Source organism: Mycobacterium sp. 48b (assembly GCF_048282725.1).
In the GTDB taxonomy this organism is placed as follows: Bacteria; Actinomycetota; Actinomycetes; order Mycobacteriales; family Mycobacteriaceae; genus Mycobacterium.
On the sequence record NZ_JBLVUL010000001.1, the window covers coordinates 6,743,350 to 6,760,567 of the forward strand.

Annotated in this window: 20 protein-coding genes; 11 read left to right on the forward strand and 9 right to left on the reverse strand. The window is 68.1% G+C overall.

The window, feature by feature from the left end:
* Nucleotides 1–6 precede the first annotated feature (6 nt).
* Genes ACNQR1_RS33065 through ACNQR1_RS33080 form a run of 4 tightly spaced genes read right to left on the reverse strand, consistent with a single transcriptional unit; the run spans nucleotide 7 to nucleotide 2,516 of the window.
* Nucleotides 7–432, reverse strand: a complete 426-nt coding sequence (locus ACNQR1_RS33065; RefSeq protein WP_418049731.1) for a rhodanese-like domain-containing protein — start codon at nucleotides 430–432, stop codon at nucleotides 7–9.
* On the reverse strand, nucleotides 429–884 hold the full coding sequence (locus ACNQR1_RS33070; RefSeq protein ID WP_418049732.1) for a lumazine-binding protein: 456 nt from the start codon (nucleotides 882–884) through the stop codon (nucleotides 429–431). The genes ACNQR1_RS33065 and ACNQR1_RS33070 overlap by 4 nt, the downstream gene beginning before the upstream one ends.
* A gap of 6 nt (nucleotides 885–890) precedes the next feature.
* Nucleotides 891–2,189, reverse strand: a complete 1,299-nt coding sequence (purT, locus tag ACNQR1_RS33075) for a formate-dependent phosphoribosylglycinamide formyltransferase (protein ID WP_418049733.1) — start codon at nucleotides 2,187–2,189, stop codon at nucleotides 891–893.
* 24 nt (nucleotides 2,190–2,213) lie between these two features.
* Nucleotides 2,214–2,516, reverse strand: a complete 303-nt coding sequence (locus ACNQR1_RS33080) for a UBP-type zinc finger domain-containing protein (protein ID WP_418049734.1) — start codon at nucleotides 2,514–2,516, stop codon at nucleotides 2,214–2,216.
* 43 nt (nucleotides 2,517–2,559) lie between these two features.
* Here ACNQR1_RS33080 and ACNQR1_RS33085 point away from each other — a divergent pair, with 43 nt between their 5' ends.
* Genes ACNQR1_RS33085 through ACNQR1_RS33105 form a run of 5 tightly spaced genes read left to right on the forward strand, consistent with a single transcriptional unit; the run spans nucleotide 2,560 to nucleotide 8,396 of the window.
* Nucleotides 2,560–4,152, forward strand: coding sequence for a Na+/H+ antiporter (locus ACNQR1_RS33085; RefSeq protein ID WP_418049735.1), 1,593 nt, complete (start codon nucleotides 2,560–2,562; stop codon nucleotides 4,150–4,152).
* On the forward strand, nucleotides 4,145–6,151 hold the full coding sequence (locus ACNQR1_RS33090) for an MMPL family transporter (protein ID WP_418049736.1): 2,007 nt from the start codon (nucleotides 4,145–4,147) through the stop codon (nucleotides 6,149–6,151). Before ACNQR1_RS33085 ends, ACNQR1_RS33090 begins: the two co-directional genes overlap by 8 nt.
* 24 nt (nucleotides 6,152–6,175) lie before the next feature.
* The gene (locus ACNQR1_RS33095; protein WP_418049737.1) at nucleotides 6,176–6,994 is read left to right on the forward strand and encodes an alpha/beta fold hydrolase; all 819 of its coding nucleotides are present in this window, start codon (nucleotides 6,176–6,178) and stop codon (nucleotides 6,992–6,994) included.
* On the forward strand, nucleotides 6,991–8,196 hold the full coding sequence (locus ACNQR1_RS33100; RefSeq protein WP_418049738.1) for a cytochrome P450: 1,206 nt from the start codon (nucleotides 6,991–6,993) through the stop codon (nucleotides 8,194–8,196). The genes ACNQR1_RS33095 and ACNQR1_RS33100 overlap by 4 nt, the downstream gene beginning before the upstream one ends.
* A 5-nt stretch (nucleotides 8,197–8,201) precedes the next feature.
* Nucleotides 8,202–8,396, forward strand: coding sequence for a ferredoxin (locus tag ACNQR1_RS33105; RefSeq protein WP_418049739.1), 195 nt, complete (start codon nucleotides 8,202–8,204; stop codon nucleotides 8,394–8,396).
* Between the two features lie 42 nt (nucleotides 8,397–8,438).
* On the opposite strand, the gene ACNQR1_RS33110 is transcribed toward ACNQR1_RS33105, so the two are convergent.
* On the reverse strand, nucleotides 8,439–9,110 hold the full coding sequence (locus ACNQR1_RS33110; RefSeq protein ID WP_418049740.1) for a hypothetical protein: 672 nt from the start codon (nucleotides 9,108–9,110) through the stop codon (nucleotides 8,439–8,441).
* A 62-nt stretch (nucleotides 9,111–9,172) separates the two neighbouring features.
* Between ACNQR1_RS33110 and ACNQR1_RS33115 the strand changes: the two genes are divergently transcribed.
* Nucleotides 9,173–9,919 carry an SDR family NAD(P)-dependent oxidoreductase gene (locus ACNQR1_RS33115; protein ID WP_418049741.1) on the forward strand — a complete coding sequence of 249 codons (747 nt, stop codon included), beginning with the start codon at nucleotides 9,173–9,175 and terminating at the stop codon, nucleotides 9,917–9,919.
* Nucleotides 9,920–9,921: 2 nt separating this feature from the next.
* Here ACNQR1_RS33115 and ACNQR1_RS33120 read toward each other — a convergent pair whose 3' ends face one another.
* Nucleotides 9,922–10,548, reverse strand: a complete 627-nt coding sequence (locus ACNQR1_RS33120; RefSeq protein WP_418049742.1) for a PaaI family thioesterase — start codon at nucleotides 10,546–10,548, stop codon at nucleotides 9,922–9,924.
* The gene (locus ACNQR1_RS33125) at nucleotides 10,545–11,840 is read right to left on the reverse strand and encodes an adenylosuccinate synthase (protein ID WP_418049743.1); all 1,296 of its coding nucleotides are present in this window, start codon (nucleotides 11,838–11,840) and stop codon (nucleotides 10,545–10,547) included. Before ACNQR1_RS33125 ends, ACNQR1_RS33120 begins: the two co-directional genes overlap by 4 nt.
* 105 nt (nucleotides 11,841–11,945) lie before the next feature.
* Here ACNQR1_RS33125 and ACNQR1_RS33130 point away from each other — a divergent pair, with 105 nt between their 5' ends.
* The 3 genes from ACNQR1_RS33130 to ACNQR1_RS33140 are packed head-to-tail and all read left to right on the forward strand — an operon-like array spanning nucleotide 11,946 to nucleotide 14,283.
* Entirely contained in the window at nucleotides 11,946–12,527 is a 582-nt protein-coding gene (locus ACNQR1_RS33130; protein ID WP_418049744.1) for a hypothetical protein, read from the forward strand.
* A 39-nt stretch (nucleotides 12,528–12,566) separates the two neighbouring features.
* Nucleotides 12,567–13,346: a site-2 protease family protein gene (locus tag ACNQR1_RS33135; protein ID WP_418049745.1), complete on the forward strand. Its 780-nt coding sequence runs from the start codon at nucleotides 12,567–12,569 to the stop codon at nucleotides 13,344–13,346.
* 40 nt (nucleotides 13,347–13,386) lie between these two features.
* Nucleotides 13,387–14,283 carry a cation diffusion facilitator family transporter gene (locus tag ACNQR1_RS33140; RefSeq protein WP_418049746.1) on the forward strand — a complete coding sequence of 299 codons (897 nt, stop codon included), beginning with the start codon at nucleotides 13,387–13,389 and terminating at the stop codon, nucleotides 14,281–14,283.
* 2 nt (nucleotides 14,284–14,285) lie between these two features.
* Here the strand turns inward: ACNQR1_RS33140 and ACNQR1_RS33145 are convergent, their stop codons facing one another.
* Nucleotides 14,286–14,702, reverse strand: coding sequence for a DUF3151 domain-containing protein (locus ACNQR1_RS33145; RefSeq protein ID WP_418049747.1), 417 nt, complete (start codon nucleotides 14,700–14,702; stop codon nucleotides 14,286–14,288).
* Nucleotides 14,703–14,766: 64 nt separating this feature from the next.
* On the opposite strand from ACNQR1_RS33145, the gene ACNQR1_RS33150 reads away from it, so the two are divergent.
* Nucleotides 14,767–15,567, forward strand: coding sequence for a DUF4878 domain-containing protein (locus ACNQR1_RS33150; protein WP_418049748.1), 801 nt, complete (start codon nucleotides 14,767–14,769; stop codon nucleotides 15,565–15,567).
* Between the two features lie 9 nt (nucleotides 15,568–15,576).
* Nucleotides 15,577–16,167 carry a CHAP domain-containing protein gene (locus ACNQR1_RS33155; RefSeq protein ID WP_418049749.1) on the forward strand — a complete coding sequence of 197 codons (591 nt, stop codon included), beginning with the start codon at nucleotides 15,577–15,579 and terminating at the stop codon, nucleotides 16,165–16,167.
* On the opposite strand, the gene fbaA is transcribed toward ACNQR1_RS33155, so the two are convergent.
* Nucleotides 16,164–17,201, reverse strand: a complete 1,038-nt coding sequence (gene fbaA, locus ACNQR1_RS33160) for a class II fructose-bisphosphate aldolase (RefSeq protein WP_418049750.1) — start codon at nucleotides 17,199–17,201, stop codon at nucleotides 16,164–16,166. The two genes, ACNQR1_RS33155 and fbaA, sit on opposite strands and share 4 nt — an antisense overlap.
* Nucleotides 17,202–17,218: the final 17 nt, after the last annotated feature.

Here is a 17,218-nt window from a genome sequence, read left to right on the forward strand (position 1 = left end):
TCTACTTCAGCTCTGTTTCCACGGCAGACCGATGGCTTTCCAGCCGGTGCCGCCGCGGTGGCGGTTCTCGTCCAGGTTGCCCTCGAACCCGTCGAGCACGTTGTAGGACGGCGCGATGCCGGCCGCGGTGGCGGCCTCGGCAGCGCCGATCGAACGGTTGCCGGAGCGACACAGGAAGACCACAGGACGCTCGAGCGAAACGTCGCCGGACGCTCCCAATTTTTCGAAAAGATCGTCGACGAACCCGTCGTTATGGCTGCCGTCGGTCCGGTTCCATTCCACGTACACCACGTCACGCTCAAGGGTGGACAGGTCCGGCACACCGACGAAGCGCCATTCGGCGTCGGTTCGACAGTCCACCAGCACGGCCTCGGAATTCTCACTCAGAAGTTTCCAGGCCTCCTCAGGCGTGATGTCTCCCGCATAGCTCACGGGCGTGAGTCTCCCATACTCGAGCAGACGCGCCATTCGCCGTCCTCACGGACGAACGTCGTCTCCGTGTTCACCTTGGCGTCCGGGGTATTGCCGAAGTGGTAGACCACGGTTGCGGTAGCCCGATCCCCGTCGACCTTGACCCCGGTCACGTCGTCGACGTACCTGGCGCCCTGTTTGGCCACCGAATCGCGCTGACGGGCAATGAAATCTGCCTCGGCCCCGCGCTGTGCGGCGCAGGTGTAACCGGAGAATTCACCGAAGTTCTCCCGCTGCAGCGCGTCGTTCTGGCCGACCGCTGCCAGGCTGACCTTCTGTTCCTCGCTGCGCCCGTCGGTACCGAAAGTGTTGAGCAGGACCACAACGATCACCGCGAGCACAATGACGGCCAGCGCCCCGAGGAACGGCGCCATCGTGGGCCGATCCCCAGTTTCGTCTGCTTCCTCAGCCATCGACCACTACCGCAGTTTGCGCAGCGCGGTGCCGACCCGGCGGGCACGGTCACGGGCGATGATCACGTCAGGAGCGGTGGCCAGCGCGACCCCGAGACGGCGCGGAGGTTCGGATTCACCGGGGCGACCGAACAGCCGCACATCGCTTTCGGAGGTGGCCAGCGCCTCGGCCAGCACGGCACCGATGTCAACTGACGGCTCGGCGGCGTCGGCGCCGCCGTAGCTGACCTCGGCGGCCGCCGGCGAGATCATGATGGTGTCCACAGCCAGGCCCAGGATGGCCCTGGCGTGCATCTCGAACTCCGACAGCCGCTGCGACCGCAGGGTCACCAGACCGCTGTCGTGCGGACGGATCCGCACATCGGAGAAATACACGTCGTCGCCCTGAACCAGCAGCTCAACCCCGAAAACCCCGCGGCCGCCCAGCGAGTTGACGATCCGGGCCGAAATCGACTTCGCCGCGTCCAGCGCCGCCGGTGACAGCGGCTGAGGCTGCCAGGACTCCAGCACGTCGGTACCCACCTGGCGGTGCCCGATCGGCTCGCAGAACTGCACGCCCGGGCCGGAGGGCCCGGTGGTGCGCACCGTCAGCATCGTGATCTCGTATTCGACCTCGACGACGGACTCGGCCAGCACGCGGCTGTGGGCGATGTGTCCCGCGGTGATCGCACGCTGCCAGGCCGGTTCGACGTCATCGGGTCGCAGCAGCACCGACTCGCCGTCGCGCTGCGCGCCCACCACCGGCTTGACCACCAGCGGGAAGCCGGCGTGCTCGGCCACCGCGGACAGCTCCTCGACCGACCCGGCGAACCAGAACGGCACGGTCGGCAGGCCCAGCTCGTCCGACGCCAGCCGGCGAAGGCCCTCACGGTCCTGGCTGAGCCGGATGCTGCGCGGGGCAGGCAGAACCTCGATGTCGCCCCGCTCGGCCACCGCGACCAGTGCATCGGCGGCGATGACGCCCGACTCGGCGACCACGTAACGCGGCTTCTCCCGCTCGATCAGCGCGGCGAGTTCCTCGGCGTCGTTCATCTTGATCACCGCGGAGCGGTCCGCGACGCCGTGCGCGGGCGCGTAGTACCGGTCAGCGGCAACCACGACGCCGCCCAGCCGCTGGAACGCCAGCGCGAGCTCGCGGCTCAGGTCACCCGAACCCAGCAGCAGCACCGTCGCGGCGGGGTCGGCGGTCTTGGCGGTTTCCTGCCCGTTGTCGGACGGGGTGGCCTCGGCCGGAGCTTCTTCGGCGCCGTCGACCTGGCCGTCGGTCAGGTCAGTTGTCTGCGCGTCCTCAATCGATTCACTCATCGCACGCACCAGCCTGCCAGATCGTCACCCGACTCGATGGTCGATATAGCACCAACGCCAACTCTCGCCAGGTTCCGCCGAACGCATGACCGGATGGCCGGACCGCTGAAAGTGCTTGGTGGCATGCTGATGCGGGCTCGAGTCACAGCAACCGACGTGTCCGCACGTCAGGCACATCCGAAGATGCGCCCAGTTGTTCTCGCCGTCTTCCTCGCATTCCTGGCACTTCCCGGGGGTCAACGGTTGCGGCTCGCCGACCGCTGCGTCGAGATGTTCGCAGGTGCGAGGCGCCGGGTTCTGCTCACGCCGACGTGATCTCCTCAACATGTTGATCAAGGATAGGCACGGCACACGAAGGAGGAACGACAACGTGGGTGCCTCACTCCTGGCGGCTCTGGTCGCCGCAATTCTGCTGGCCGCCGTGGCCCGCCGCTTCGACGTCTCGGCGCCGCTGGCGCTGGTGGTGGCCGGTCTGGCCGGCAGCGCGCTCCCCGGCTTCCACGACGTACACCTGGATCCCGATCTGGTGCTCTTCGTGATCCTGCCGCCACTGCTGTGGTCGGCAGGGCTGGAGAGCAGCTACGTGGCGCTGCGCCGCAACATCCGCCCGATCGGGTTCCTGGCCGTCGGGCTCCCGCTGGCCACCACATTCGTGGTCGGCATCGTCGCCTTCCACACCGTGCCCGAGCTCACCATCGCCGCGGCCCTGACCCTGGGCGCGATCGTGGCCCCACCCGACGCCGTGTCGGCCACCGCTGTCGGCCGCCGGCTCGGGCTGCCCCGGCGCACCATGACACTGTTGGGCGGGGAGAGCCTGCTCAACGACGCCACGGCGTTGACCGCCTACAAGGTGGCCCTCGGGGCCGCCATCGGCACCGCCGCGACCTGGAGCGGCGGGCTGGGCACGTTTGCCCTGGCCGCGGTCGGTGGCGTGGTGGTGGGCTGGGTGATCGGGATGATGGTGCACTTCATCCGCACCCGGCTCGACGACCCGCTGGTCGAGAGCGCGATCGGGCTGGTGGCACCGTTCTTCACCTATCTGCTGGCCGAGGAGATCCACGGCTCGGGCGTGATCGCGGTGGTGGTGGCGGCCCTGCTGCTGGGCCAGCGCGAGTCCCAGGCCGGCTACGCCACCCGGCTGCAGGACAAGGCGGTGTGGAAGGCGCTGCAGCTGATCCTCGAATCGTTCGCGTTCCTGTTGATCGGCCTGCAGCTTCCGAAGGTGATCAGCGAGCTGGCCGGAATCTCGGCCGCCACGCTGGCGATCTCGTCGGCGGCAGTGCTCACCACGGTGATCGGGGTGCGAATGGTGTGGGTGTATGCCACCACCTATCTGCCCCGGCTGCTGTCCAAACGGATCCGCGACCGCGAACCCGAACCGCCACGGGCCCAGGTGTTCGTCGTGGCCTGGGCGGGTATGCGTGGCGTCGTGTCGTTGGCTGCTGCGTTCGGTGTCCCGGCCACCACGCTGGCCGGCGATCCCTTCCCGGGCCGCCCGCAGTTGGTGTTCCTCACGTTCGTGGTGGTGGTCGGGACACTGCTGCTCCACGGCCTGACGCTGCCGTGGTTCATCCGGGTCCTCGGCGCCCAGAGCGACGAGGCGCACAGCGACGCGATCGCCACCGCCGCCGCCCAGGACAAGGCCGCCCGCGCCGCCGCTGAGCGGCTCGACACGTTGCTGGCAGAACAATCCGCCACCACCGACGTGCCTCAGCGCGCCGCCGACGTGTTGCGGGCGTGGAACACCCGGCGGCGCAATGCCGCCTGGGAGCGGCTGGGCCGCGACGACGCCGACATCGGCGAGAGCCCGACAGCTGCTTTCCGCCGGCTCCGGCTGGAAATGCTTGCCGCCGAACGCGACACCTTCATCGCCGAGCGCGATGCCGGACACATCGACGACGAGGTACTGCGTACTGTGCTGCATGGGCTCGATCTGGAAGAGGCGACACTGAATCGTGATTAGGCGTCTGACGTGGCTGGCCGTGCTGGTCGTGGTGATCTCCGGCGGTCTGCTGGGCCTGCTCAGCGGAGGCGACGCCGCCTCGCAGTCGCCCGTCGCCGTCCCCTCCGACGCGGAATCGGCGCGGGCCGACACCCTGCGCGCCGATTTCCCCGGCGGAGACCAGGTTCCGGCGATCCTGGTGGTGACCCGGGCCGACGGCGGTGAGCTCACGACTGCCGATGTCGACGCCACCGCCGAAGCGCGCCACCGCATGACCGATGCGCCCGGCCCGCCACTGATGGTCTCCGACGACGGCAAGGCCGCGGTGGTCACCGTGCCGCTGAAAGCCGACTTGTCGGGTTTCGGGCTGAACGACACCGTAAGGGAACTACGCGCCACCGCCACCGACGGCTTGCCGCCAGCGCTGCGGGCCGAGATCACCGGCGGACCCGCCTTCGGAGCCGACATCGCCAATTCGTTTGCCGGAGCGAACATCACACTACTCGCGGTGACCGCGGCGGTGGTGGCGCTGCTGCTGATCGTCACCTACCGCTCGCCGGTGCTGTGGCTGGTGCCGCTGCTGGTGATCGCCTTCGCCGACCGCGTGGGCGCCGTCGTCGGGACCGCGGTGGCCTCCGGTTTCGGGCTCAGTCCGGACGGTTCGACGTCGGGCATCACCAGCGTTCTGGTGTTCGGTGCGGGCACCAACTACGCACTGCTGTTGATCTCGCGGTACCGGGAGGAGCTGGGGCGTACCGAGCAGTCCCGGGAAGCTCTGGTCGTTGCGGTGCGCGCCGCCGCCCCCGCGATCGTGGCGAGCAACGCCACCGTGGTGCTGGCCCTGCTGACACTGCTGTTCGCCTCCGCGCCGAGCAACCGCAGCCTCGGCGTGCAGGCCGCATCGGGTCTGGTGGTCGCCGCGATCTTCGTGCTGGTGGTGTTGCCGCCACTGCTCGCCCTGTGCGGCAAGCGGCTGTTCTGGCCGTTCATCCCGAAGGTCGGTGCCACGCCGCTGACCGAAAGCGGTGTCTGGCACCGGATTGCGGACTCCGTGGCACGCAAACCCGGCCGCGTCGCGGTGGCCTCGCTGGCCGGCCTGGCCGTGCTGTGCACCGCTCTGCTGGCCACGCCGATCGGACTGACCCAGACCGAGCAGTTCCGGGTGCAGGCCGAATCCGTGACCGGATACCAGACCCTGGCCGCGCATTTCCCGAGCGGCCTGACCGATCCCACCCGCGTCATCGCCTCCACAGCCAAGGCCGGTGCGGTGCAGCGCGCGATCACCGACACCCCGGGCGTCGTCTCCGCCGCGCCCACGGGCCAGTCGCCGACCGGGCTGAGCCAATGGTCGGTGGTACTCAAGGCCGAACCCGCCTCCGCCGAGGCGTTCGAAACCATTGATGCCCTGCGTGATTCGGTCCGCTCCGCCGACCGGACCGCCGTCGTGGGCGGTTCCGACGCCCAGGCCAGGGATGCCGCAGCGGCGGCTCAGCGTGACCGGCTCGTGGTGATCCCGGCGATCCTGGTGGTGGTGCTGGCGGTGCTCTACCTGCTGCTGCGCTCGGCGTTCGCGCCGCTGGTATTGGTCGGGGTCACGGTGCTCAGCGCGCTTGCCGCGCTCGGTCTGGGCGGCTGGGCCAGTGTGCATGTGTTCGGCTTCCCGGCCCTGGACAACAGCACCCCGCTGTTCGCCTTCCTGTTCCTGGTGGCCCTCGGCGTGGACTACACGATCTTCCTGGTGACCCGGGCCCGCGAGGAGACCCCGGAATTCGGCACCCGGCAGGGCATCGTGCGGGCGGTCTCGGCCACCGGTGCGGTCATCACCAGCGCCGGTGTGGTGCTGGCGGCGGTGTTCTGTGTGCTGGGCGTGCTGCCGCTGATCGTGCTGACGCAGCTGGGCATCATCGTCGGGCTGGGCATCCTGCTGGACACCTTCGTGGTCCGCACGGTGATCATCCCGGCGCTGTTCACGTTGATCGGCCCGCGGATCTGGTGGCCAGGACTTCACGCCGAACGCTAGGGGAAGCTGCCTACCATGGCGCCCATGGAGGAGTTGACGCTGCCGACCAGGCTCGGACGGCTCCGCGTTCAGGTCGCCGGTCAGGGTGAGGCGATCCTGTTCTGGCCCAGCCTCTTGATGACGGGCGACATGTGGGCCGCCCAGGCAGCGGAGTTCGGCACCACCCACCGGGTCATCCTGGTAGACCCGCCCGGCCACGGCCGCAGCGAAAAGCTCACCGCGCCATTCAGTTTCACCGACTGCGCAGGCACCGTCGCCGACATCCTCGACGGGGTGGGGGTCGAACGTACGCATTTCGTCGGCAACTCGTGGGGCGGGATGATCGGCGGCACGTTCGCGGCGTCGTACCCGACCCGCATCGGCCGGGCGGTGTTGATGAACTGCACGGCGTCGGCCGCCGGCCCGCGCCAGCGGTTCGAGTACGGGCTGCTGCTCCGCGCGGCAAAAGTGCTCGACGGCATCCGCGGCCCCCTCACCCGGTCGGTGCTCAAGGCGTTCCTGGGGCCGACGTCGATGCGCACCCGCCCAGACGTCGTCGCGTTCGTCGGCGGCACCGCACACCAGGTCGACATCGGCTCGAGCGCATGGGCCGTGCGAAGCGTGGTGCCGCAACGCCCCGATCAGCGGACCCTGCTCGCGCAGGTGCGAACCCCGGTGCTCGTGGTCGCAGGCGCCGAGGACGCGACTTTCCCGCTTGCCGAGACCAAGGCCATGGCCGATGCCATCCCCGGCGCCGGGTTCGTGGTCCTCGACGGCGTCGCGCACCTGGCCGCGCTGGAGAATCCCGCCCTCACCAACTCCCTGATCAGGGACTTCCTGGACGCGGGTAGCGTCAAAGCATGACTGAGCCGGTCACCCTGCCACCACTTCACATGCGGCGCAATGCGTTCGATCCGACCCCGGAACTCGCCGAGATTCGTGAAACCGACGGGGTGCGCACCGTCATCAGTGCGCTCGGCAACCCGGTGCACCTGATCACCCGCCACGAGGACGTCAAGGCGGTGCTGAGCGACCACGAACGGTTCTCCAACAGCAGACCACCTGGTTTCACCCTGCCCGGGGCGCCCGAGATGTCCGAAGAGGAGCTGGCCAGCGCGCGGGCCGGAAACCTGCTGGGCCTCGATCCGCCCGAGCATCAACGGTTGCGCCGCATGCTGACCGCCGAATTCACCATCCGCCGGATGAAGCGGCTGGAACCGCGCATCGTCGAGATCGTCGACTCCCATCTGGACGCGATCGCCGCCTCGGGCCCGCCCGCCGACCTGGTGGCCGAATTCGCGCTGCCCATCCCGTCACTGGTGATCTGCGAACTGCTCGGGGTCCCCTACGAGGACCGCGAGGATTTTCAGCAACGCTCGACGCTCCAGCTCGACCTGTCGCTGCCCATCGCGGAACGCCTTGCGCTACAACAGCGGAGCCGGGATTACATGCGTGGTCTCGTCGCACGGGCCCGCTTGGATCCCGGCGAGGACATCCTCGGCATGCTGATCCGTGACCACGGCACCGAATTGAGCGATGACGAACTCGTCGGCATTGCCGGGCTCCTGCTGCTCGCCGGACACGAGACCACGTCGAACATGCTCGGCCTGGGTGTCCTGGCACTGCTGCGCCATCCCGAGCAGTTGGCCGCGGTCCGCGACGACCCGGATGCCGTCGGCCCGGCCATCGAGGAACTGCTGCGCTGGCTGTCCATCGTGCAGAACGCCATCCCTCGCTTCACCACCACCGATGTCGAGGTGGCCGGGGTGCGGATTGCCGCGGGCGAGTTGGTCTTCGCCTCCCTGCCCGCGGGCAACCGGGACCCCGACTTCGTCGACAGCCCCGACGTGCTCGACATCCGCCGCGGCGCGCCCGGACATCTGGCCTTCGGCCACGGCGTGCACCACTGCCTCGGCGCTCCGCTGGCCCGCATGGAGATGCGGATCGCCATTCCGGCGCTGCTGCGCCGCTTCCCCACCCTGGCGCTCGCGGAACCCTTCGACGCCGTGCAGTACCGGTCTTTTCACTTCATCTACGGGCTCAAATCATTGGCGGTAACGTGGTGAATGCCATGAAAGTAGAAGCAGATCAGGACGCCTGTATCGCATCGGGCAACTGCGTGATGGTCTCCGACGTGGTCTTCGATCAGGACGAGGATGGTGTGGTCGAGGTCCTCGTCGACGAGGTTCCCGACGATCAGATCGACCAGGCGCGCCAAGCCGTCAAGCTGTGCCCCGCATCGGCGTTGAAGCTCACCGGGGAGTGAAATCGGGCCGCACCGTTCAGCACGGTGCGGTTGCCTCTGCGACTAGGCGGAATGCTCCCGATCGCCGTGCAGGTCGATGACCCCGGCCCGAATCAGGATCAGCACACTGACCGCGAACACCCAGAGCGGGAATGCCAGGACGATCCACATGCTGACATTGCCCGAGATCAAAAGCGCCACCGCGACAAGGTAAGTCGTGTACACCAGCGAGCGCGGCATCAGACCTGTCTTCAGCCAGATCGTCGCCAGGGACATCATGAAGACCGCCGCCATCCGGACGCCGTAGGTCTTGCTCAACGCCATCAACACCATCTGCCCGAACGTGGCGACATGGCTGTAGGCAGTGGCGTCGGTGATCCCCGCCCGGCTGGCGATCAACCCCGCACCCACGGCGGACGAGACGAACATCATCGCCAGGAACAGGATTCCGCTACCGAGGAACACCGACGAGAAGAACCGGTCCTCGTATCGGCCGAAGCCGTCACGCACCACCCCGATGAACCACAGGAACGCGATACCGGCGAACGGCATCAAAATCGACGCCACCCGCAGTCGAGTCGTCGCGCCGTCGACCCATTGCGAACCGGGCTCGGCCCCCTCCGGCAACGCGGTGCGGATCAGTACGAGGGCGACCCCGAACAGCAGGGCGAACAAAACCCCCGCGAATGCGGCTGCCCGCGGCGTCGACAAGCGGTGCAGATGTTGTTGAACCACGGCGCAATCGTGACACCTCAACTGCGGATCCGCGACGACATTCGGCCCCCTACGATGACCGGGTGTCTCTCAGTGGGAAAACAGCATTGGTCACCGGAGCGACGAGCGGCATCGGCCACGCCACCGCAGCGCTTCTCGCCGAACGCGGCGCACACGTTCTGGTGAGCGGCCGAGACCCGGACCGCGGGGCGCGGGTGGTGACCGAAATTCGCGGGGCCGGTGGCACCGCCGATTTCCTAGGCGCCAACCTGACCGACGCCGCCAGCGCCCACGCGTTGGTGCAGGACGCCCTGACGGTCGCCGACCAGATCGACATCCTCGTCAACAACGCCGCCATCGCCGTCTTCGGGCCCACCGCGGCGATCGCCGAACAGGACTTCGACGACTGCTACGCCCTCAACGTGAAGATTCCGTTCTTCTTGGTCGGAGCGGTGGCACCGGCCATGGCCAAGCGCGGCGAGGGCGCGATCGTGAACGTCAGCACCATGGTTTCCATGTTCGGCGCACCGGGCTCTGCGGTGTATGCGTCATCCAAGGCCGCGCTGAATCTGCTGACCAAATCCTGGGCTGCCGAGTACGGACCCAAGGGTGTGAGGATCAACGCCGTCGCTCCGGGACCGACCCTCACCGAGGGCACCACGGCTCAGTACGGCACCGACCGACTCGCCGCGCTCGCTGCCCAGGCACCGGCGCGTCGCGTCGCCGATCCCTCCGAGATCGCAAAGACCATCGGTTTTCTGGTGAGCGAGGACGCCAGTTTCATCCACGGCGCGGTACTGGCGGCCGACGGTGGCCGGACTGCGATCTAGCTCTAGGGCTGGCCGGGCAGCAGCCTGAGCATCAGACCGTTGGCCTCGGCGAGCAGGTTCTCGTCGGCGTCACGCAGCTCGGCGTTCACGAATGCCTTGCGTCCCTCGGCCTCACGGACCCAGCCACGCGCGGTCAGTTCGGTGTCGATGGGCGTCACCTTGCGGTAGTCCACGTGCAGAAACGCGGTGCGGCTGATCGGCCGGCCCGCAGCGTGGATCACCATGCCGAACACCGAGTCGAACAGCAGCGGCAGCACACCACCGTGCACCGCATAGTTGCCGCCGACGTGGAACCGGCTGAACTGCACCCGCAATTCGACGCCCTCGGGCTCGAACTTCGCCATCGTGAACGGCGGCATCAGCAGACTGCCCACACCCGGCAGGGACGGCACCCGGTTGGCCGGGCCGACGCCCTCGGCCGCCTCGTACGGGCCGAGCAGCTTGACGAGCTCCTCGGCTCGATCAGCCGCGTCGTCCCAGGTGTCGCTGTCCGGGTTGGCCGAGACGGCGAGATCCTGCGCCCGGCGCATCGCGGTCAGGAAACGCGCGAAACCCGGTCCGGGATCAGCGGGTTCGAAGACCGGGAATCCGCCGTGCTGTTCGAAGACAGAGGGCCGCTCGTCCGTCACTTGGCGGCCAGGATGTCACGTCGGACGATGGTCTGCTCGCGGCCCGGACCCACGCCGATGCACGAAACATGAGCGCCGGCAAGCTCTTCCAGCCGCAGCACGTAGTCCTGAGCCTTGGCGGGCAGGTCCGAGAACTCCCGCGCGGTGGAGATGTCCTCCCACCAACCGGGCAGCTCCTCGTAGATCGGCTCGGCGCGGTGGATGTCGGACTGCGTCATCGGCATCTCGTTGGTGCGCTTGCCGTCGACCTTGTAGCCGACGCACACCGGCACGGTCTCCAGGCTGGAGAGCACGTCCAGCTTGGTGAGGAAGTAGTCGGTGATGCCGTTCACCCGGGTCGCGTACCGCGCGATCACCGCGTCGAACCAGCCGCAACGCCGGGCCCGGCCGGTGGTCACGCCCACCTCGCCGCCGGTCTTGGCCAGATAGGCGCCGTGCTCGTCGAACAGCTCGGTCGGGAACGGACCGGACCCGACACGGGTGGTGTACGCCTTGAGGATTCCCAGCACCGTCGTGATCCGCGTCGGCCCGATCCCGGAACCGACCGCGGCACCGCCGGCCGTCGGGTTCGACGAGGTGACGAACGGGTAGGTGCCGTGGTCGACGTCGAGCAGCGTGCCCTGCGACCCCTCCAGCAGCACGGTCTCGCCTTTTTCCAGCGCCTGGTTCAGCAGCAGCCGGGAATCGGCGATGCGGTGCTTGAAGCCTTCGGCCTGGGTGAGCAGGTTCTCCACCACCTCGGCGGGCTCGAGCGCCTTGCGGTTGTAGATCTTGACCAGCACCTGGTTCTTGAATTCCAGTGCGCCCTCGATCTTTTCGGCCAGCAACTGCTCGTCGAGCACGTCGGCGACCCGGATGCCGATGCGGGCGATCTTGTCCTGGTAGCAGGGACCGATGCCGCGGCCGGTGGTGCCGATCTTCTTGCTGCCCGCGTAGCGCTCGACGACCTTGTCGATGGCGACGTGGTACGGCATGAGCAGATGCGCGTCGGCGGAGATCAGCAGGCCCGAGGTGTCGACGCCGCGATCTTCCAGGCCCTTGAGCTCGGTGAGCAGCACACCCGGATCGACCACCACGCCGTTACCGATGACGTTGGTGACCCCTGGCGTCAGGATGCCCGACGGGATCAGGTGCAGTGCGAAGTTCTCCCCGGTGGGCAGCACGACGGTATGCCCGGCGTTGTTGCCCCCCTGGTACCGAACGACCCACTGCACGCGTCCACCGAGCAGATCGGTGGCTTTACCTTTGCCCTCGTCGCCCCATTGGGCGCCGATGAGGACGATTGCCGGCATGGCGTAGTCTCCCGCCTAATCTTCCGCACTAATGTGATGCAGCCGGTAGGCCACCTTATCCCAGCTCACGCCAGGAACACATTTGTCTGACCGCAAGGAGCAGTTTTGACCACCTCAGGCGGGGTCGCGGTGGTCGGTACTGAGCCTGTTCCGCGCCCGCTCCGCAACCTGCCCAGAGTCGATGTCGACGACCTCGGCACGCACCGCAGACTGGTCGTGACCGGCGGCGAAGCCGAGCTGGCCACGGTGCTCACCGCGTTGCTGCGCGCCGATCGGCTCGACGTCGAGGTCGCCGCGGCGGCCGGCGGCTGGTCGGCGCGGCGGGCGCTGCGGGCCTCCGCCCGGCGTGTCCCGCTGATCCGCGACGAGACCGGAACGGTGCTGGTGGGCGCGGCGCAATGGCACGGACCCGACGGTGCGCCGCTGCAGGGCGAGGCCATCGTCGACGACGTCGTGTTGTTCGACGGCGAGGCGCCGGGCGTCCGTGTCGAGCCCACGTTGAACATGCCGGGACTGCGCGCGAGCGTGCTGTCGGACCGTGGCCGACCGGGCCGCTGGATCGCCGGACGCGCCGCGCAGCTGGGCACCCCGGGTGCGCAGGTGATCCGCGACGGAGTTCCCGCGCCCCGGTCCGTTCGGCGTTCGACGTTCTACCGGCATACCGAAGGCTGGCTGCGCGTCGGCTGAGCCGCCGGATTGCCGGCCGAATTGCCGTAGCGTCGAATCGTGAACATCCGCCCGCTGCATCAGTCGGTACGCCCGAGCCCGGTTTTCCTGGCCGTCGTCGCGCTCGCCGTGGCCGGCGGGGTGCTGGCCTGGCTCGCGGCCGACAACGTGAAGCCGCTGTCCTATGTGGGCGTCTTCATCCTGGTCATCGCGGGCTGGCTGGTGTCGCTCTGTTTGCACGAGTTCGGCCACGCCTTCACCGCATGGCGGTTCGGCGACCACGACGTCGCGGTGCGCGGCTACCTGACCCTCAATCCGTTCAAGTACTCCCATCCCCTGCTGTCGCTGGGCTTGCCGGTGCTGGTCATCGCTCTCGGCGGGATCGGGCTGCCCGGCGGCGCGGTCTACGTCCGTACGTCCTGGATGACGGCCCGCCAGAAAACACTGGTCAGCCTTGCCGGCCCGACGGCCAACCTGGTGCTCGCGGTGCTGCTGCTCGGTATCACCCGGATCTTCTTCGACCCGGCTCACGGCGTGTTCTGGTCCGGGATGGCCTTCCTGGGGTTCCTGCAGGTCACCGCGGTAGTGCTGAACCTGCTGCCGGTTCCCGGGCTGGATGGCTACGGCGCACTGGAACCGCATCTGAGCCCCGACACCCAGCGAGCACTGGAGCCCGCCAAGCAGTGGGGCCTGTTCATCCTGATCATCCTGCTGTTCACGCCGGTGCTGAACCGATGGTTCTTCTCGGTGGTGTTCTGGTTCGTCGACCTCTCCGGGGTGCCGAGCCAACTGGTGTCGATCGGCAGCCAGCTGACCCGGTTCTGGTCTGCCTGGCTCTGACGCTTGCCACATATGCGTACTTCCGCATATATTTCGGGACATGGGTGCCGGCCACGATCACAGCCACAGCAGCGATACCCGCGTCAGCAGGATGATCATCGCCGCGGCGATCCTCAGCGCGTTCTTCGTCCTTGAGCTGGTCACCGCACTGCTGATCAACTCGATCGCCCTGCTCGCCGACGCCGGCCACATGCTCACCGACCTGGTCGCCATGTTCATGGGGCTGACCGCGGTGCTGTTGGCCAAGCGCGGCAGTACGTCCCCGGCCCGCACCTATGGCTGGCACCGGGCCGAGGTGTTCACCGCCGTGGCCAACGCCGCACTGCTGCTGGGCGTGGCGGGTTTCATCCTCTACGAGGCCTTCGAGCGCCTCGGCAACGCTCCCGACGTCCCCGGCGTGCCGATGATCGTCGTGGCATTGGCCGGCCTGGTCGCCAACGCCGTCGTCGTGATGATGCTGCGGTCGCACTCCAAGGACAGCCTCGCGGTCAAGGGCGCCTACATGGAGGTGGTGGCCGACACCGTCGGCAGCATCGGCGTCCTGATCGCGGGCATCGTCACGGTCACCACCGGCTGGCCCTACGCCGATGTGGTGGTCGCGGTGCTCGTGGCCCTGTGGGTGCTGCCGCGGGCCATCGCACTGGCCCGGGCCGCACTGCGGATCCTCAGCGAGTCCTCGCCACAGCACATCGACGTCGACGAACTGCGGGCCGCGCTCGAATCGGTGGACGGCGTGACCGAGGTGCACGACCTGCACGTGTGGACGCTCGTGCCCGGCAAGGACATGGTCACCGCGCACCTGACCAGCAGCGCCGACACCGCCCGGGTGCTCGACGACGCGCGCGCGGTACTGAACGCCCGCGGCCTGGCGCACGCCACCGTGCAGGTGGAACCGCCCGACTCAGCCGAAGACTGCTCCTGCGAGGCGAAGGACTGAGGTCAGGCCAGGCCGAGTTCGGCGCGGGCGGCCGGATCGCAGTCGTCGAGCAGATCCAGGCACCGCTGGAATTCGTCGGTCTCGCCGATGTCGTCGGCGGCCCGGGCCAGCGAGGCCACGCACCGCAGGAATCCCTGGTTCGGCTCGTGGGCGAACGGTACCGGACCGAAACCCTTCCAGCCGTTACGGCGCAACTGATCCAGCCCGCGGTGATAACCGGTGCGGGCGTACGCATATGCGGTGACGGCCTTGTCGTCGGCGAGGGCCTGCTCGGCCAGCACGGCCCACGCGATCGACGCCGACGGGTGGGCGGCGGCCACCACGGCCGCCTTCTCACCCGCAGCCAATTCGTCCTCGGCCTCAGGGTCCCCGGGAAGGAAAACCGGTTCCGGTCCCAACAAATCACCCATCCGTGTCATGGGCCTATTGTGCACCGACCGATAAGCTCCACCGGTACCGACGTACGGGAGGACCGCAGCAGGGATGTCGAACCCAACGGGACCTGACGAGAACCGCGCCGACCACAGCGACACACCGACCGAGAAGGTCGAGTTACCTTCCTCGGCCGAGTTGTCCGCCCTGTCCGAACCGGCGACCGAGATCTTCAGCTCGGCCGACGAAGTCACCGGGGAGGTACACCTCGACGAAGAGCGCCGCTTCACCGCGCCGTCCGGGTTCGATTCGTCGACGCAGAAGATCGACACCCCTCCCGACCCGGAGACCGAGGTTTTCGCGCCGCCCGCGGAGGGAGACACCGTCGCCGCCGAGGTGCCGAAAGGTGCTGCACCACAAGTCATCCCGCCTCGCGAAGAAGCGGCCCAGGCTCCTCAGCCGGCGGCCCGCCGGAGCTGGGGGTGGGTGGTCGCGGTCGTGCTGGTGATCGCGGCTCTGGTGGCGATCGCAGTGCTCGGCACCGTCCTGCTGACCCGCAAGTCGTCGTCGGCCGCGTCCCAGGAGGACGATGTGCGCACGACGATCCAGGACTTCGACTCGGCCATCCAGCGCGGCGACCTGGCCGCCCTTCGGTCGATCACGTGCGGCACCACCCGCGACAACTACGTCAAATACGACCAGAAGGCCTGGGATGAGACCCACGCCCGGGTGGAAGCCGCCAAGCAGTATCCCGTGGTGGCCAGCGTCGACCAGGTCGTCGTCAACGGCGATCATGCCGAAGCCAACGTCACGAGCTTCATGGCCTTTGCCCCGCAAACCCGGTCCACCCGCAGCTTCGACCTCCAGTTCCGCGACAATCAGTGGAAGATCTGCCAGGCACCCACCGGCTAACCTGGTCCGGTGACCCTGCGCGGACCCAAACTCTGGTTGGCACTGTGCGCGCTCGGCGCGGTCATCGTCGTCGGCGTGGCCGCACTGGTGGTCCGGGTTCCGGACTCGGTACTCGACGTGCTGCCCGGCAAGCCTGTCGCCTTCCCTCAGCTCGACCGCGCCGGACTCGATCCGGTCCAGGCCCGCGTCGTCGATGTGCTCCAGGCGCAGTACGACGCCCAGCCCGGCGGTAGCCATTTCTCCGAGGGAGTCGAGGAGCCGTGGTGCGCTGATTTCGTCAGCTGGGTGCTCAACGAGGCGGGCCGGCCGCTGTCCAATCCGAACTCGGGGACCTGGCGGATCCCGGGTGTGTACACGCTGCAGGAGTACTACCAGGCCGCCGGCCGGTTCGCCGGGCCCGACGAATACCGGCCGCGCACCGGCGACGTGGTGATGTACGCCGACGGCAGCCCCCTCGGACTGCACACCAATTTCGTTGTGGTCGTGGATGACAACGCGATCACCACCGTCGGCGGCAACGAGGAGGGCGGCATCCGGGTGCACACCCTCGACGAAGCCGAGATCGCGGGGATCTTCGGGTACGGCCGACTGGCCGCCTAACCGCCGGTGACGCTGCGTCCGGCGCTGTGCAGGTCGTTGCAGGCCTCGATGACGCGCTCGGCCATCGCCGCCTCGGCCTTCTTGAGGTAGCTGCGCGGGTCGTAGACCTTCTTGTTGCCGACCTCGCCGTCGATCTTGAGCACGCCGTCGTAGTTGGTGAACATGTGCGCGGCGAGCGGACGGGTGAAGGCGTACTGCGTGTCGGTGTCGACGTTCATCTTCACCACGCCGTACTTGAGGGAGTCTTCGATCTCGGACTTCAGCGAACCCGACCCACCGTGGAAGACGAAATCGAAAGGCTTTGCGTCGTCGGGCAATCCGAGCTTGGCGGCGGCCACCCGCTGCCCCTCGGCCAGCACCTCGGGTTTGAGCACCACGTTGCCGGGCTTGTACACGCCGTGCACGTTGCCGAACGTCGCAGCCAGCAGGTAGGCCCCCTGCTCACCGGCGCCCAGCGCGTCGATGGTCTTCTCGAAATCCTCCGACGAGGTGTAGAGCTTCTCGTTGATCTCGGCCTCGACGCCGTCCTCTTCGCCGCCGACCACCCCGATCTCGACCTCGAGGATGATCTTGGCCGCCGCCGCGAGCTTCAGCAGTTCCTGGGCGATGGTCAGGTTCTCGTCGATCGGGATAGCCGAGCCGTCCCACATGTGCGACTGGAACAGCGGGTTGCGGCCCGCGGCGACGCGCTCGGCGGAGATGGCCAGCAGCGGCCGCACATAGGTGTCCAGCTTGTCCTTCGGACAGTGGTCGGTGTGCAGGGCCACCGTGATCGGGTACTTGTCGGCGATCACATGGGCGAACTCGGCCAGCGCGACGGCGCCGGTCACCATGTCCTTGACCCCCAACCCGGAGGCGAACTCGGCCCCACCGGTCGAGAACTGGATGATGCCGTCGCTGCCCGCGTCGGCAAAACCCTTGATGGCGGCGTTGAGGCTCTCGGAGCCGACGCAGTTGATGGCCGGGAACGCGAAGGAATGCTCCTTGGCCCGGCTCAGCATCTCGGCATAAACCTCGGGCGTGGCGATCGGCATGGCTAGTCCTTCCATCT

What these genes read in the sequence shown, in the direction of transcription:
- ACNQR1_RS33150 (WP_418049748.1), top strand. Translation starts at nt 14,767, where the DNA reads ATGTCGAACCCAACGGGACCTGACGAGAACCGCGCCGACCACAGCGAC.
- ACNQR1_RS33070 (WP_418049732.1), bottom strand. Translation starts at nt 884, where the DNA reads ATGGCTGAGGAAGCAGACGAAACTGGGGATCGGCCCACGATGGCGCCG.
- ACNQR1_RS33100 (WP_418049738.1), top strand. Translation starts at nt 6,991, where the DNA reads ATGACTGAGCCGGTCACCCTGCCACCACTTCACATGCGGCGCAATGCG.
- ACNQR1_RS33105 (WP_418049739.1), top strand. Translation starts at nt 8,202, where the DNA reads ATGAAAGTAGAAGCAGATCAGGACGCCTGTATCGCATCGGGCAACTGC.
- ACNQR1_RS33080 (WP_418049734.1), bottom strand. Translation starts at nt 2,516, where the DNA reads ATGTTGAGGAGATCACGTCGGCGTGAGCAGAACCCGGCGCCTCGCACC.
- ACNQR1_RS33095 (WP_418049737.1), top strand. Translation starts at nt 6,176, where the DNA reads ATGGAGGAGTTGACGCTGCCGACCAGGCTCGGACGGCTCCGCGTTCAG.
- ACNQR1_RS33125 (WP_418049743.1), bottom strand. Translation starts at nt 11,840, where the DNA reads ATGCCGGCAATCGTCCTCATCGGCGCCCAATGGGGCGACGAGGGCAAA.
- ACNQR1_RS33145 (WP_418049747.1), bottom strand. Translation starts at nt 14,702, where the DNA reads ATGACACGGATGGGTGATTTGTTGGGACCGGAACCGGTTTTCCTTCCC.
- ACNQR1_RS33140 (WP_418049746.1), top strand. Translation starts at nt 13,387, where the DNA reads ATGGGTGCCGGCCACGATCACAGCCACAGCAGCGATACCCGCGTCAGC.
- fbaA (WP_418049750.1), bottom strand. Translation starts at nt 17,201, where the DNA reads ATGCCGATCGCCACGCCCGAGGTTTATGCCGAGATGCTGAGCCGGGCC.
- purT (WP_418049733.1), bottom strand. Translation starts at nt 2,189, where the DNA reads ATGAGTGAATCGATTGAGGACGCGCAGACAACTGACCTGACCGACGGC.